At 40.3% G+C, this 13,237-nt stretch carries 17 protein-coding genes and 1 tRNA gene; 9 read left to right on the forward strand and 9 right to left on the reverse strand.

The window, feature by feature from the left end:
* Positions 1-49: 49 nt before the first annotated feature.
* From FAX86_RS18885 to FAX86_RS18900, 4 genes are all read right to left on the reverse strand, one after another.
* On the reverse strand, positions 50-1,186 hold the full coding sequence (locus tag FAX86_RS18885) for an acyl-CoA dehydrogenase family protein (protein WP_144395042.1): 1,137 nt from the start codon (positions 1,184-1,186) through the stop codon (positions 50-52).
* A 132-nt stretch (positions 1,187-1,318) separates the two neighbouring features.
* On the reverse strand, positions 1,319-2,503 hold the full coding sequence (locus tag FAX86_RS18890; RefSeq protein WP_144395043.1) for an acetyl-CoA C-acyltransferase: 1,185 nt from the start codon (positions 2,501-2,503) through the stop codon (positions 1,319-1,321).
* Between the two features lie 127 nt (positions 2,504-2,630).
* Positions 2,631-3,791 carry an isovaleryl-CoA dehydrogenase gene (locus FAX86_RS18895; RefSeq protein ID WP_144395044.1) on the reverse strand — a complete coding sequence of 387 codons (1,161 nt, stop codon included), beginning with the start codon at positions 3,789-3,791 and terminating at the stop codon, positions 2,631-2,633.
* 49 nt (positions 3,792-3,840) lie between these two features.
* Positions 3,841-4,248, reverse strand: a complete 408-nt coding sequence (locus FAX86_RS18900; RefSeq protein WP_144395045.1) for a MerR family transcriptional regulator — start codon at positions 4,246-4,248, stop codon at positions 3,841-3,843.
* Positions 4,249-4,848: 600 nt separating this feature from the next.
* Here FAX86_RS18900 and rmf point away from each other — a divergent pair.
* The 3 genes from rmf to FAX86_RS18915 all read left to right on the forward strand — a co-directional run bounded on the left by rmf (position 4,849) and on the right by FAX86_RS18915 (position 7,062).
* Complete coding sequence (gene rmf, locus FAX86_RS18905) at positions 4,849-5,034, forward strand: ribosome modulation factor (RefSeq protein WP_144395046.1); 186 nt, start codon at positions 4,849-4,851, stop codon at positions 5,032-5,034.
* Positions 5,035-5,194: 160 nt separating this feature from the next.
* Positions 5,195-6,223 carry a quinolinate synthase NadA gene (nadA, locus tag FAX86_RS18910; RefSeq protein WP_144395047.1) on the forward strand — a complete coding sequence of 343 codons (1,029 nt, stop codon included), beginning with the start codon at positions 5,195-5,197 and terminating at the stop codon, positions 6,221-6,223.
* A gap of 23 nt (positions 6,224-6,246) precedes the next feature.
* Positions 6,247-7,062, forward strand: coding sequence for a class I SAM-dependent methyltransferase (locus tag FAX86_RS18915; protein ID WP_144395048.1), 816 nt, complete (start codon positions 6,247-6,249; stop codon positions 7,060-7,062).
* 72 nt (positions 7,063-7,134) lie between these two features.
* On the opposite strand, the gene FAX86_RS18920 is transcribed toward FAX86_RS18915, so the two are convergent.
* Positions 7,135-8,274, reverse strand: coding sequence for a PilT/PilU family type 4a pilus ATPase (locus FAX86_RS18920; protein WP_144395049.1), 1,140 nt, complete (start codon positions 8,272-8,274; stop codon positions 7,135-7,137).
* Between the two features lie 229 nt (positions 8,275-8,503).
* On the opposite strand from FAX86_RS18920, the gene FAX86_RS18925 reads away from it, so the two are divergent.
* A tRNA-Ser gene (locus FAX86_RS18925) sits at positions 8,504-8,594 on the forward strand.
* 2 nt (positions 8,595-8,596) lie between these two features.
* Here the strand turns inward: FAX86_RS18925 and FAX86_RS18930 are convergent.
* The 3 genes from FAX86_RS18930 to FAX86_RS18940 form a co-directional block, all read right to left on the reverse strand.
* Positions 8,597-9,913 (reverse strand): tyrosine-type recombinase/integrase, encoded by a 1,317-nt coding sequence (locus FAX86_RS18930; protein ID WP_144395050.1) that lies wholly within the window; start codon positions 9,911-9,913, stop codon positions 8,597-8,599.
* Positions 9,914-9,924: 11 nt separating this feature from the next.
* Complete coding sequence (gene xisR, locus FAX86_RS18935; protein ID WP_205859257.1) at positions 9,925-10,140, reverse strand: excisionase family protein; 216 nt, start codon at positions 10,138-10,140, stop codon at positions 9,925-9,927.
* Between the two features lie 111 nt (positions 10,141-10,251).
* A complete protein-coding gene (locus FAX86_RS18940; protein WP_144395051.1) occupies positions 10,252-10,434 on the reverse strand; it encodes a hypothetical protein in 183 nt (60 codons plus the stop codon).
* Positions 10,435-10,821: 387 nt separating this feature from the next.
* Between FAX86_RS18940 and FAX86_RS18945 the strand changes: the two genes are divergently transcribed.
* From FAX86_RS18945 to FAX86_RS18955, 3 genes are read left to right on the forward strand one after another with little or no spacing between them, the layout of a single operon-like run.
* Positions 10,822-11,010 (forward strand): hypothetical protein, encoded by a 189-nt coding sequence (locus FAX86_RS18945; protein ID WP_144395052.1) that lies wholly within the window; start codon positions 10,822-10,824, stop codon positions 11,008-11,010.
* Positions 11,011-11,034: 24 nt separating this feature from the next.
* Positions 11,035-11,580: a hypothetical protein gene (locus tag FAX86_RS18950; RefSeq protein WP_144395053.1), complete on the forward strand. Its 546-nt coding sequence runs from the start codon at positions 11,035-11,037 to the stop codon at positions 11,578-11,580.
* A gap of 27 nt (positions 11,581-11,607) precedes the next feature.
* A complete protein-coding gene (locus tag FAX86_RS18955) occupies positions 11,608-11,925 on the forward strand; it encodes a hypothetical protein (protein ID WP_144395054.1) in 318 nt (105 codons plus the stop codon).
* Positions 11,926-12,028: 103 nt separating this feature from the next.
* On the opposite strand, the gene FAX86_RS18960 is transcribed toward FAX86_RS18955, so the two are convergent.
* Complete coding sequence (locus FAX86_RS18960) at positions 12,029-12,472, reverse strand: helix-turn-helix domain-containing protein (RefSeq protein WP_144395055.1); 444 nt, start codon at positions 12,470-12,472, stop codon at positions 12,029-12,031.
* 124 nt (positions 12,473-12,596) lie between these two features.
* Here FAX86_RS18960 and FAX86_RS18965 point away from each other — a divergent pair, with 124 nt between their 5' ends.
* Positions 12,597-12,863 carry a helix-turn-helix domain-containing protein gene (locus tag FAX86_RS18965; protein WP_144395056.1) on the forward strand — a complete coding sequence of 89 codons (267 nt, stop codon included), beginning with the start codon at positions 12,597-12,599 and terminating at the stop codon, positions 12,861-12,863.
* Between the two features lie 8 nt (positions 12,864-12,871).
* The coding region (locus FAX86_RS18970; RefSeq protein ID WP_144395057.1) for a helix-turn-helix domain-containing protein at positions 12,872-13,237 on the forward strand (366 nt) is incomplete at its 3' end.

Here is a 13,237-nt window from a genome sequence, read left to right on the forward strand (position 1 = left end):
TTTTAAAATACGATTCACTGAAAAATTGTATTTTTTTGAAAGAGCGTTGTTATTCGTTTTCGAGTGCTCTGGCAATAACCAGCTTTTGTACTTCACTGGTTCCCTCATAAATTTGACAAACACGAACGTCTCTATAATATTTTTCGACTGGGAAATCGGTTAAATATCCGTAACCACCGTGAATTTGAATGGCGTCGGAACAGATTCTTTCCGCAACTTCAGAAGCAAATAATTTTGCCATTGATGCTTCTTTCAAACAGGGTTGTCCTAAATCTTTAAGTTGTGCTGCATGTAACACCATTTGGCGAGCGGCTTCTAATTGTGTTGCCATATCTGCCAATTTAAAAGCAACGGCTTGATGCTTGTTGATTGCTTTGCCGAAAGATGTTCTATCTTTGGAAAATTCATTTGCCGCCTCGAGTGCTGCTCGAGCAATGCCAACACATTGAGCAGCGATGCCAATTCGTCCACCTTCTAAATTGGATAAAGCAATTTTGTAACCTTGTCCCAACTCGCCCAAAAGATTATCTTCTGGAATACGGCAGTCTTCTAGAATTATTTGGCAGGTATCCGATGCGTGTTGTCCCATTTTGTCTTCAACTTTTGCGACGATGTAACCTTTAGTGTCTGTAGGAACGATAAAGGCACTGATTCCTTTTTTTCCTGCATCAGGATCCGTTACGGCAAACACAATGGCAGTATTCGCATTTTTACCTGAAGTAATGTATTGCTTTACGCCATTGAGTATCCATTCATTACCATCTTTCACTGCTTTGGTTTTTAGATCCGAGGCATCGCTTCCGGCATGGGGTTCTGTTAAACAGAATGCACCGAGGTGTTTACCTGAAGCTAAAGGCTTTAAATATTTTTCTTTTTGCGCATCATTTCCAAATTGATAGATGGGCATACTTGCTACAGAGTTGGTGACACTCACAATGGTTGAGCAAGCAGCATCACCTGCTGCAATTTCCTCAAGCACTAACGCAGCCGATGTATAACCAATATCGCAACCGCCAAATTCTTCGGGAATCAACATGCCATAAAAACCTAAATCAGCTAGACCTTGTAAGGCTTCTTTGGGAAATGTTTTTTCCTGATCCCACTTCATGTGATCGGGTTTTATTACATCTTGAACGTATTGTCGCGCGGCGTCGCGGATCATATTTTGTTCTTCGGTTAGTATCATGCGCGTAAACCTGTTTATTGATCAGTTTCTAAATCAAAATAATCTAACAATTACTTTTGCTAAATAGCTTCGGGTTGTCTTAACAACAACCCGATAAAACGATGTTATTTTAACGTTTTGCTTGTTTCGTTTTTATATCAGCTCAATGGCCATAGCCGTTGCTTCTCCACCGCCAATACATAACGATGCTACACCACGTTTTTTACCGTGACGTTTTAGAGCTTCAATTAACGTAACGACGATACGTGTGCCAGAACAACCAATAGGATGGCCGAGTGCACAAGCACCACCATGAACATTCACTTTATCATGATCGAGTTCCAGTTCTTTAATGGCTGCCATCGTGACTACGGCAAATGCTTCATTAATTTCGAACAAATCAACGTCGCTTGAAGACCAACCTGTTTTTTCAAACAACGCTTTCATTGCACCAACAGGAGCCGTTGTAAACTCAGCAGGCGTTCGAGCGTGTGTAGTATGGCCCAAAATTTTGGCAATAGGTTTTAAACCGCGCTTTTCGGCTTCCGATTGACGCATTAACACAGTCGCCGCTGCACCATCAGAAATTGAGCTGGCATTGGCTGCTGTTACCGTACCGTCTTTTTTGAAAGCCGGGCGCAATTGCGGAATCTTATCGAATTTGGCCTTTTGTGGTTGTTCATCGGTATCGATGGCGATGTCACCTTTGCGAGTTTTAATCACAACTGGAGAAATTTCATCTTTGAAAGCGCCATCTTCAATTGCTTTTTGTGCGCGTTTTAGTGAGGTAATTGCGAACTCATCTTGAGCTTCTCGAGTGAAGCCGTATTTTTCCGCTGTATCTTCAGCATAAACACCCATCGCTTGGCCTTCGTAAGCGTCTTCCAGGCCGTCAAATGCCATATGGTCGATCACTTTGCCGTGACCAAATCGATAGCCTGTTCTTGCCTTATCAAGCATGTAAGGCGCATTGGTCATACTTTCCATTCCGCCAGCAACCATGATTTTATTGGTACCTGCGACCAGAAGGTCGTGTGCTAACATCATGGTTTTCATTCCTGAACCACAGACTTTATTGACCGTCGTACAACCAGTAGATTTAGGAATTCCTGCGCCAAGTGCTGCTTGTCGAGCAGGCGCCTGGCCGACTCCGGCAGGAAGAACACAACCCATAATGACTTCTTGTACATCTTCTGTTTTTAGGCCTGCTCGCTCAACAGCGGCAGCGATTGCATTAGCACCAAGCTCAGTCGATTTTACGTCCGACAGTGAACCCATAAATCCGCCCATTGGCGTTCGGGCTGCACCTACGATAACTATTGGATCGTCGTTGCTCATTGTTTATGTCCTTTCAGTTGTCCGTCGATTAAACGACGTGATTCGTTATAGTGATTAATACTGCCATTTGAACATAGCAATATTTTGCAATGCATCAAATCGGATGTTTCACTTTTATCTCAAGTTTTTAAGCGGTTTCGTTAAACAGCTCGCGTCCGATTAACATCCGGCGAATTTCTGAGGTTCCGGCACCAATTTCGTACAGTTTTGCATCACGTAAAAGGCGACCAGTAGGGTATTCGTTGATATAACCATTACCGCCGAGTAATTGGATAGCATCTAATGCCATTTGTGTTGCTTTTTCCGCAGTGTATAGAATAACGCCAGCCGCATCTTTACGGGTTGTTTCACCTCGGTCGCAAGCTTTCGCAACGGTATAAACGTAAGCTTTTGAAGCATTGAGCGTGGTATACATGTCGGCGACTTTACCTTGTACTAATTGAAATTCACCAATGGCTTGGCCGAATTGTTTGCGTTCATGAATGTAAGGAACGACCACGTCCATACACGACTGCATAATTCCGATTGGTCCAGCGGATAGAACAAGGCGTTCAAAGTCGAGTCCGCTCATTAAAACACGAACGCCTTTGTTAAGTTCGCCCAGAATATTTTCTTTTGGCACTTTACAATCTTCAAAAACGAGCTCACAGGTATTTGAGCCTCGCATCCCTAACTTGTCGAGTTTCTGAGCCGTTGAGAAACCAGGGAAATCTTTCTCGATGATAAAAGCAGTAATTCCCTTAGAGCCGCCCTCGGGATCCGTTTTGGCGTAAACGATTAAGACGTCAGCATCGGGTCCGTTGGTGATCCACATTTTATTACCGTTAAGCAAAAAATGATCGCCTTTGTCTTCTGCTTTTAGTCGCATACTAACAACATCGGAGCCTGCATTCGGCTCGCTCATGGCGAGTGCACCGATGAATTCTCCTGAGCAGAGTTTGGGCAAGTATTTTAGTTTTTGCTCGTGAGTTCCGTTTTTACGAAGTTGGTTAACGCAAAGATTGGAATGTGCGCCGTAAGATAAACCGATAGAAGCTGATGCGCGGGAAATCTCTTCCATGGCCACAACGTGCTCGAGGTATCCCATGCCGGAACCACCATATTCTTCTTCGACGGTTAAGCCAAGGAGACCAAGCGCACCAAATTTTGGCCAGAGCTCATTTGGAAAAGCGTTTTCCTGGTCAACTTTTTCGGCAATCGGAGCGATGTGTTTGTCGCAGAAACTTTTAACGGTTTCGCGGAGCATATCTGCTGTTTCGCCCAGATCGTAATTTAAACTTGGGAACATGGTTTTTATCCTCTAAAACTAAAACTGTCGTAACTTTCGACTCTATGTACTAAGTACTTGTGTTCGATGTGCTTGATTTTTTTTGTTGTGTAATTCGTTGTTCGAGATCATCAATTTCTTTCATCATTGAATGGATATCGTGCAATTGTTGTTTCAATTGTTGTCGACGCAACTCAATTTTATTTAATAGAAATTCAGTTTGCTTTTCTTCGCCATGAGGGAATTGGTACAAATCAATAATTTCTTTTATCTCAGCGAGAGAAAAGCCAATTCGCTTGCCGCGAAGGATCAATTGCAGACGAGTTCTATTTTTGTGCGAGTAAACTCGATAAGTACCCTGACGTTTGGGTTGAATTAACCCGTACTCTTCGTAATGGCGAATAGCACGAGTGGTGGTGTCGAATTCTTTCGCCAACTCACTGATGCTGTATGTTTTTTCTTCAACGATTTCGTTCATAAAATTATTGTGCCATAACCTTTACGTTAACGTAAGGGTTGGTGAGTTCAAAACCTAACTGGCTAGACCAGTGGTATTGAACACTCTTTAAACGTTCTAGTCGATTCTGTGCTTGGTGCGTCGCGAAAAAAATCATCTCGAATGCAAAAGATGCCCAATAATGAGAATACTTATGGTTATAAATAAATTTGTGCTTTGTAGGTTGTTGAAATACTAGAAAATATAACTATTTGGGGGTTGGTGGTTGCTAAAATAGGTCAAAGATTAGAATGTTTGAATAAACAAGATATTTTTAAAAGTTATTTGAATTAAATAATTGATAATTATAAATTTAAAGATCTAGTGAAAAGCACTAAACCAATAGTGAATAGACATGTTCCGTGTGACTTATAAAACTTTTATAGCGAATTTTTATTGGAACTGTTGGTCAATAACCTCTAGGTTCATAACATATGTGGATGTAAGGAACGTCAAGCCTCCAAGATTAATGGGAATGAACGAGCCTACTAATCGAGAATTGACCCTTGCATCCGCACCATTCGAACCTAAGCGGTTGTTATGGGTTCAATTTACCACCGACAAAAAAGGGGAAGCCTATCTATGAAAAGACAAAAGCGTAATCGTCTTGAAAGAGCTCATTCTCGCGGATATCAAGCAGGCATAGGAGGTAAAACCAGAGAAGATTGTCCATACGGGACTCTCAAAGCAAAAGAGGAGTGGTTAGGCGGTTGGCGTGAAGCAAGAACAGACGTTGTTCAAGGGCTATACAATAACATTCGTTTCTGAAGCAGTTTTCAAATAGATTTCATTTCATCACACTCGGTGTGACTATAGTGGCTCAGGCAGCCACACAACCCCGCAAAAAGCGGGGTTTTTTATTGGGTTTAAACTCTACCAGTGAGAAAGGTATAATACTCGGATTGAACTGTGATTGGGATAATCGTTGATGAGTGTTGTTTTACCCAAATTTGAAATAGATGTACCTTTACCCGTCCCCCCTAAGCCCGTAGCTGAAGCGGATAAACTCAAGTATCGAACCAAGATAATTGATGCTCTAAAAGCACACAATGCGGTTTTAATAGCGCATTATTATACGGACCCTGAAATTCAGGCGTTAGCTGAAGAAACAGGTGGATTTGTCGGAGACTCTCTTGAAATGGCAAAGTTTGGAGCGCGTCACGATGCGCAAACGTTGATCATTGCGGGTGTAAAGTTTATGGGTGAAACAGCCAAAATATTAAGCCCTGAAAAACGAGTTATTATGCCGACGTTGGAGGCGACTTGTTCGCTTGACTTAGGCTGTCCAGCAAAAGAGTTTTCTGAATTTTGCGATCAATATCCCGATCGTACCGTCGTTGTGTATGCCAATACTTCGGCTGCTGTTAAGGCTCGGGCTGACTGGGTGATTACCAGTTCCATTGCTGTTGATGTTGTAGAGCATCTCGATAAACAGGGTGAAAAACTGATTTGGGCGCCTGACCGTCATTTGGGGCAATATATTAAAAACAAAACAGGTGCTGACATGCTTCTTTGGCAAGGCCACTGTATCGTGCATGATGAATTTAAATTTAAAGCTCTTGAGCAAACCATTGCTTTGCATCCTGATGCGGCTGTTTTAGTTCATCCTGAATCTCCCGACTCTGTGATCCAACTGGCTGATGTTGTTGGTTCAACCTCTCAATTAATTAAAGCTGCTCGAGAACTTGAGCAACAGAAGCTTATTATTGCGACGGATAAAGGTATTTTTTACAAGATGCAGCAAGCTGCGCCTGACAAAGAACTTATCATTGCGCCAACGGCAGGAGAGGGAGCAACTTGTCGAAGTTGTGCGCATTGCCCCTGGATGAAAATGAACGTGTTGGAAAATCTATCAAGCATTTTCGAACGTAAAGGAGTAGATGTTTCAGTTGATCCAGCCATTGCTGAGAAGGCACTTGTGCCACTAAGAAAAATGGTGGAGTTTGTTAATTCATAAAAGCTCGCTTAAGGAAAAATAAAATGAATAATCTAAGCAAAGTTTTACTTGTACTAGGTGTTGTTTCATCGTCTCTGGTTTATTCTGGACCGATTGATAAAGCGATTGAGGGTGATCATCGTTCTGAAGAAAATAAGCAGCGTGATGAGTATCGGAATCCAAAAGAAACGCTTGAGTTTTTTGGTTTTAAACCAGACATGACCGTCGTTGAAATATGGCCAGGTGGTGGTTGGTATACGGAAATTCTTGCTCCAGTACTAAAAGAGAAAGGCCAATATATCGCTGGAAATTTCGATCCGGAGTCTGATGTAAAATACTACACAGACAGTTTAGCGAAGTTTAAAAAGAATTTTGTTTCGGAGAAAAGTCGGTATGGCAATGTAAAGCTGTCCGTTTTTGCTCCACCTGGAAAAGTTGAAATAGCAGAACCTGGAACAGCTGACATGGTGTTAACGTTTCGGAACGTTCACAATTGGTACATGCGCGGTGGAGAAGAAGGTTTAACTGCGGCTTTTGAAGGTTTTTACAAAGCGTTGAAACCTGGTGGTGTGTTGGGTGTTGTTGAGCATCGGTTGCCAAAAGGTAGTGACCCAGAAAAACAAGCATCTTCTGGATATATGCTGGAAAGTTGGGTAATAAAATGGGCCGAAAAAGCTGGATTTGAATTGGCAGCAAGCTCTGACATTAATGCAAATCCTAAGGATACGGCTGACCACCCGAAAGGTGTTTGGACTTTGCCTCCGAGATTACGTTTGGGTGAAAAAGACAAAGAAAAGTATCTGTCGATTGGTGAAAGCGATCGGATGACATTGAAGTTTGTAAAACCAATAGCAAAATAATTACTAGATTAAATGAGATCTAAAAAAGCCGCTTTTAAAGCGGCTTTTTTATTAAACAGTCGATATTGAGTTTTATAATTTCGTCTTAAAACTCGGTCCATCGTCATCAGGTTTTTTCTTTTGCCCCTGAGCTGGAGCTGCAGATTTTTTACCACTTTCTGCCAAACGCATCTTAAGGTTAAGATCGGTTTTCGATTCAGCAAAGTGTAGGGCATCTTCTCGTGTAATAACCTTTTGCCGATAAAGTTTAAATAAGCATTGATCGAATGACATCATACCTTCGGAGTGGTGATTTTCGATGGCTTTTTTAAGAGATTCTAGTGAACCTTCTTGGATTATTTCCACAATATCGGGGGCATTCATCAATATTTCATGTGCCGCGACGCGCGAGCCGGTTCGGCTTTTTACCAGTCGCTGAGAAACAATGCCATTTAGCACGCTTGAGAGTTCTTTCATAACATTAGCGCGCATGTCCGATGGGAATAGGTTGCGAATTCGCTCTAAGACCTGTTTAGAATTATTTCCGTGTATTGTTGCTAAGCAAAGGTGACCTGTTTGAGCATAAGAGAGAGCGTATTCCATCGCTTCTTGATCTCGAATTTCACCAATGAGAATCACGTCTGGAGCTTCACGCATCGCGTTTTTAAGAGCGTTGTGATAGTTTTTTGTGTCCACTCCAATTTCCCGCTGGTCGATGATGCAGCTCTTGTGTGGGTGTAAAAACTCAATCGGATCTTCGATGGTGAGAATGTGACTCGTATCGCGTCGATTACGGTGATCGATCATAGCGGCTAGAGAGGTTGATTTACCAGATCCGGTCGGGCCACAGACAAGCACAAGGCCACTCCGTCCCATGACCAGTTCTTTAAGAGGATTTGGGAGTTTTAAATCTTCGATTGAGGGAATGTCCGATTTGATATGGCGCATCACCATGCCAACTTCACCGCGTTGCATGAAGACATTGACACGAAACCGGCCGATATCTTCTACTGAAATAGCAAAGTTAAGCTCCCATTCCTCTTCAAATTCACGTATTTGCTGTTCATCCATCAGCTCATAGGCAATTTCTTTTATTGCTCCCTGAGGAAGCGCGCCTTGGCCCATGGGCGTTGAAACACCCTCAATCTTCATGTGAGGGGGGGCGCCAGTACTGAAAAACAAATCGGAAGCAGAACGTTCCGCCATCAGTCGTAGTAAAAGTTTTATATCCACGAGTGTAGTCCTGAGTATTTATTATCTGATAGAAGAATTTAATTTTATCATTATCAGTTTAGCTAAAGCCGAGCAAGAACCAAATAAAAATCAATTAAATATGAGAAATAAGGCGTTTTTCGATTGTAAATTTAGAGCGAATTGAATATAGTTACGGCCCTCAAAATCTTGGCGCAAACTTCGTTTAATATTTGAGTCGTTGTGACTCAGAGATGTTGCCAGATTGAAAGGTGAGATGGCCGAGTGGTTGAAGGCGCACGCCTGGAAAGCGTGTATACGTTAATAGCGTATCGAGGGTTCGAATCCCTCTCTCACCGCCATATTAAGTTCTTGGTTTTAAAAGAGAAACAGCTTTATTTTCTACCTCCTGTGACAAATTTGTGACAAATCTGGGTGTTTTCGCATTCTCTGAGTTCGTTTTAAATCCTAGTAAATTTGAAACGATGCCTGCCATGCTGGGTGTGTCACCAGGAATTATTTTTCCGTAGTGTTTTTTAATCATACTGGTATCCGTATGACCAAGTTGTCTCGCCACCCATTCAAGGGGAACGTAGTTTGTGATCATTTTTGAAGCAAAAGTATGTCGACATTGATTGGGTCCTCGGTGGCGAACTTTCGCCTTTTTTAAATGCGACTCAAACCAGCGTGCAAAGCTTGCGGGCGAGTAGGGGAGATCGTTGTAACGATTAAAGAAAACAAAGCGGATATTTTGTTTTTCTTTGCGAACGTTATCCCTTTGAAAAACATAAATTTCATTTGGATCTAGCATATAAGTGTATTCGAGCTGTTTTTTTAACCAGTATTTGGCTGGTTCAATCAACTCAATGGTTCTTACTCGTGATTTTTCTTTAGGAACTTTATAATGATCTTCGACTCGCGCACGTGATATTTTGATTGTCCAGTTGACTGTATCAACATCTTCCCATGCAAGTGCTGCAAGTTCACTAACTGAAAGACCCGTCCAGCAATTAAACATAATCATGTTTACATCTTCGATTCGGTGGGTATTTGCACCAGCAATTCTTTCGAGCTCGTCATTAGTGAATGGATCCGGTTCGTTGTCGCTTTCAATGGGTATATTTTCAATTCGCTCTGGCAAGTTTGATTTAATAATGTCATCGTAAAAAGCATCACTCCAAATGCCGCGTACAATTATAAAAATATCATTGACGGTTTTTGGTTGGAGTTTTTTAAGGAGTTTTGCTTGGAATAATAGGATGTCGCTTTTCGTAATATTTCTTATGGGGCGATCACCCCATTCATTGACGACATGTTTTGATTTATGAACATAATTCCGATAAGTTGATTTTGCTTTGGTTACTTTTTTTACATTTAACCAAATATGAACAGCTTTTCTAACAGAGCGATTTAATTCAGGTCCATTGTATCCTGTGATTTGAATATCTTTTTTCGAGTTTGGAAAATGTTTTGAATAGTCAAACCGGCCTTCCTTAATTTCGACCAAGATTGAGTTACGTTTATTCACTGCATATTGGATAGTAGATTTATTGATCTTTCCTATGCCGGATAAAGGTTCTCTGCATCGAGTGCCTTGGTATTGAAAATCAATTAATATTTGGTCTCCATGCAAGCGAATTCCTGTCGGTAGTTTTTGAATTCCAGCTGGTAATTTAGTCATGCTGATAATCCCTAGTAGCGATCGTAGTCTTCTTCGATTGCTTTCCAGTTATAGAGGTATCCTTCTCTAATCACTTTTTTGAAGTGCTTTCCCTCGAGCCAAATTCCTTTTTCTCTTTTTTTACGAGCTGCATCAATTGTTATACCGAATAAAGGTTGAAGCATAGCTGGCTTAACCCAGCGGGCTGGAACTATAGGGTAGGTATCACGAATAGTTTGAATGCTCACTTTTTGTCTCCTTAATGGAAATAATTTAAAACCTATTGGTTAGTTCTATTTTTTTTGACTGGATTAAATCTTCATTTATTCCAAGTTAATTAATGAATATCTCAAGTTAATTTAGTGAATGTTAAAGCCATTAAAGTCGATCAATTCGAACTCACCTGTTTGGGGATTTTGTCGATAGATTTCATCACAAACAGAATGCTCCAAATGTTCAGTCCAATCTTTGTTGTTCACCCAACCAAAAAAATGCGTCTGTATTCTAAATCCACTTTTGTCATATATGATTTGTTTCAACATTTACTCATCCTAGAATTTTTTATTGAGATATTTTGGGTTTTGTTATCGCAAATCAATGTTAATCACTTACACCATTTTGGTGTGAAGTTGTGAAAATCACGTGCTTCATAAATAAGTGTTGGCTACTCCTGTTGCCTAACTTCTCATGTGTGTGTTTAATGATTACTAACGTCTCATTTATCACGAAGATAGAACTACTAGTATTTTATTAACCATATCTTAAATGAGTAAAAAGGTGTAAAAAGGAGTATATACACCATATGTGTTATAGATACACCTAAAAAGTGTTGATGTCAAACTTTGTTTGATATAAGCTCCCAACCGAACTGGAAAATTGGTAATATTGATTTCGTTCACTTTGTGGCCACAAACTGGAGCGGAAGATATATGAACTTGTTCTTATGGTTATTCTTGTTGATAACGGATCCCGAGTCTGATCAACAAGCTGTCATAGATGAATGTCAATCTCAGGAATCAAGTTGTGAAGTGTATAGACTCGAAGGAGGAAGCAATGGCGATCGTCCACCCGACGGACCTGTTGGAGATAAAGAGGAGCACGACTCGAGCGAAGGATAATAAATCTTTTTGGAGATCGTCTCGATGACGACCTCTGAAGTCCTTGCCTATTTTAAAGATTTTTTAATTCTAGCGATGGTTATTGCGATTTTTATTAATCGTAAGAATAGACCTTTGCTGGTTTTATCTTTCGCTGTTTTAGTTCATCATATAATAGGTTTACTCGTTTACGACTTCATTTACAATTTGGGTTCAAGTAAAACGACATGGAATCTTTCATGGGTTGTACTTGAGTTACCATTTTTTGCCTTTATCTATGGGAAAATTATTTTTTCTAACCAATACAAAAAAATTGGTCTTGGTGGCGAATGTAAAAGAGATTTGGATGTTTTAATCTTAAGCTTTTTATATGTTTCTGCTCACGCTATTGAGTTTGCTGATTGGAATTCGACAAACTCATTTATGATGCAAGCAATGTTATACATTACTCCCACAATTAACTGTTTAATTGTTGCGGCGATATTGACTGATAGCTTTAAAAATACACTCGATAAGTTGTTTAAGCGAATTAATAAAGTTGTTAATTCTTATAATTCGAAAGTTGATAATAAACATCGAGTGATTAGATAAAAAGAGTCTAGGGGAAAGGAGCAAAGTGTGGACTTTATTATTGCAGCAATAATAATAACGACTGTTGTGATAGCGGTGGGTCTAATGTTATTTCATGCCGTAGTACGAAGTAAATATTCTAAATTAAAAGCTCGCCAAGATTCTAATGAGCAACATGTCGAATCTCACATGCTAGTGATGGAGCTCGGGGATGTTATAGATCAAGGTAGAAATCCAGCAATTGATCTATATACAGTAGGAAGAGAGAAGCAGAGAATACTTCAAGATATGTATATCCATTATAAAAGCTGTGGTGTTGAGTACGAGCAAAAGGAATCTGAGGAGTTATCTAAGGTTAAAGAATAAAAATATGTCTATCAGTTAAGGTTTAGAATATTCAAATCATGATGGACTGAAATTTATCCATATTTCATAAGTTGCCAGGATAATTATTTAAGAGTTGTGATCTTTATGTATCACTGTCAATTAGCTTTCTTAGCTCATCCGAAGTTTTTACATTTTCTAGTAGAGAAACTCTCAAAGCTTTTGCCATCGTCAGAGTTGGGGCATTTGCTAATAATTCTAATTTTGCAGAATCTGAAATTTTGGGATTAGTTGTTACAAAGGCGTCCAAGGTGATTTGAATAGCGTGTGCAATTTTCTCAATTGCCTCTAGGTTGTATTCACCCTCTGTCGCGAAGTTGATCCAGCTTGGTGGGTTTTTACCAAAAGCTATCCACTCTTCTGCGACTTTCAATTCCTTTGCAAACAGAGCTGTATCAAATTGCTTTACTTTTTTAGACTCGATACGAGACATGTGCTGTTGAGAAATACCAACTTTCTCAGCTAGTTCACCTTGCGATAGGCCTGCATATTCACGAGCTTTTCTAACTCTGTCGTGCGGAGATATCATAAAGAAAAGGAGTCATTACACTTAAACGGTGAATATACACAGAAAGGGTGTATCAATCAACTTGATCTGATGAGTAAATACTCTTAATATGGAGTAAATACACCTAAATAGAGTTGATACACCTATGAAAGTCCACCTAAAAATAAAAGTAAAGAACTCTGTGGAAAAATGCATCTCTCTCGCAGGCTCCAAACAAGTTAGCTTGGCCCATTTGCTTGGTGACAACTATAAGCAACAAACGATCTCTCGTTGGAAAAAACAAGGTTATATCCCCCCTAAGCATTTCCCAAAGTTATTGGAGCTATTTGATCATAGTTTAACTGAGCAAGAGTTATTGTACGATTTTTATCAAGCGCAAAAGAAAAAACAAAACAAACAAAAAACTAAATAGGTGGCGTCATGAGTGCAAAAGCAACCTTTTGGGCGCGAGAAGTAGGGCGTTTATTAGAGCTAACCGCAGCGCAACGTTCGGTGTTACGTGAATTAGCCGATTGTCATAATCAAGAGACAGGGCAGTGCAATCCATCAGTGGCACACATTGCGGAGTATTCCGGTTTAAATCGTAAAACGGTGATGGCGGGAATCGCTGAATTAGAGCAGCACCGTTTGATATCCGTGGTGAAAAGAAAAGGCGTTCGCACGAATTATAAATTTAATTTTTTACGTTATAAAATTTCGACGAGTCCCAAAAACGGTACCACTCATTTTAAGGCATCGCTGCAGCCCTTTGATAGCAAGGGCAAAAGCAGTCCCGAAAACGGTACC

This window comes from Pleionea sediminis (genome assembly GCF_007570825.1).
Lineage (GTDB): Bacteria > Pseudomonadota > Gammaproteobacteria > Enterobacterales > Kangiellaceae > Pleionea > Pleionea sediminis.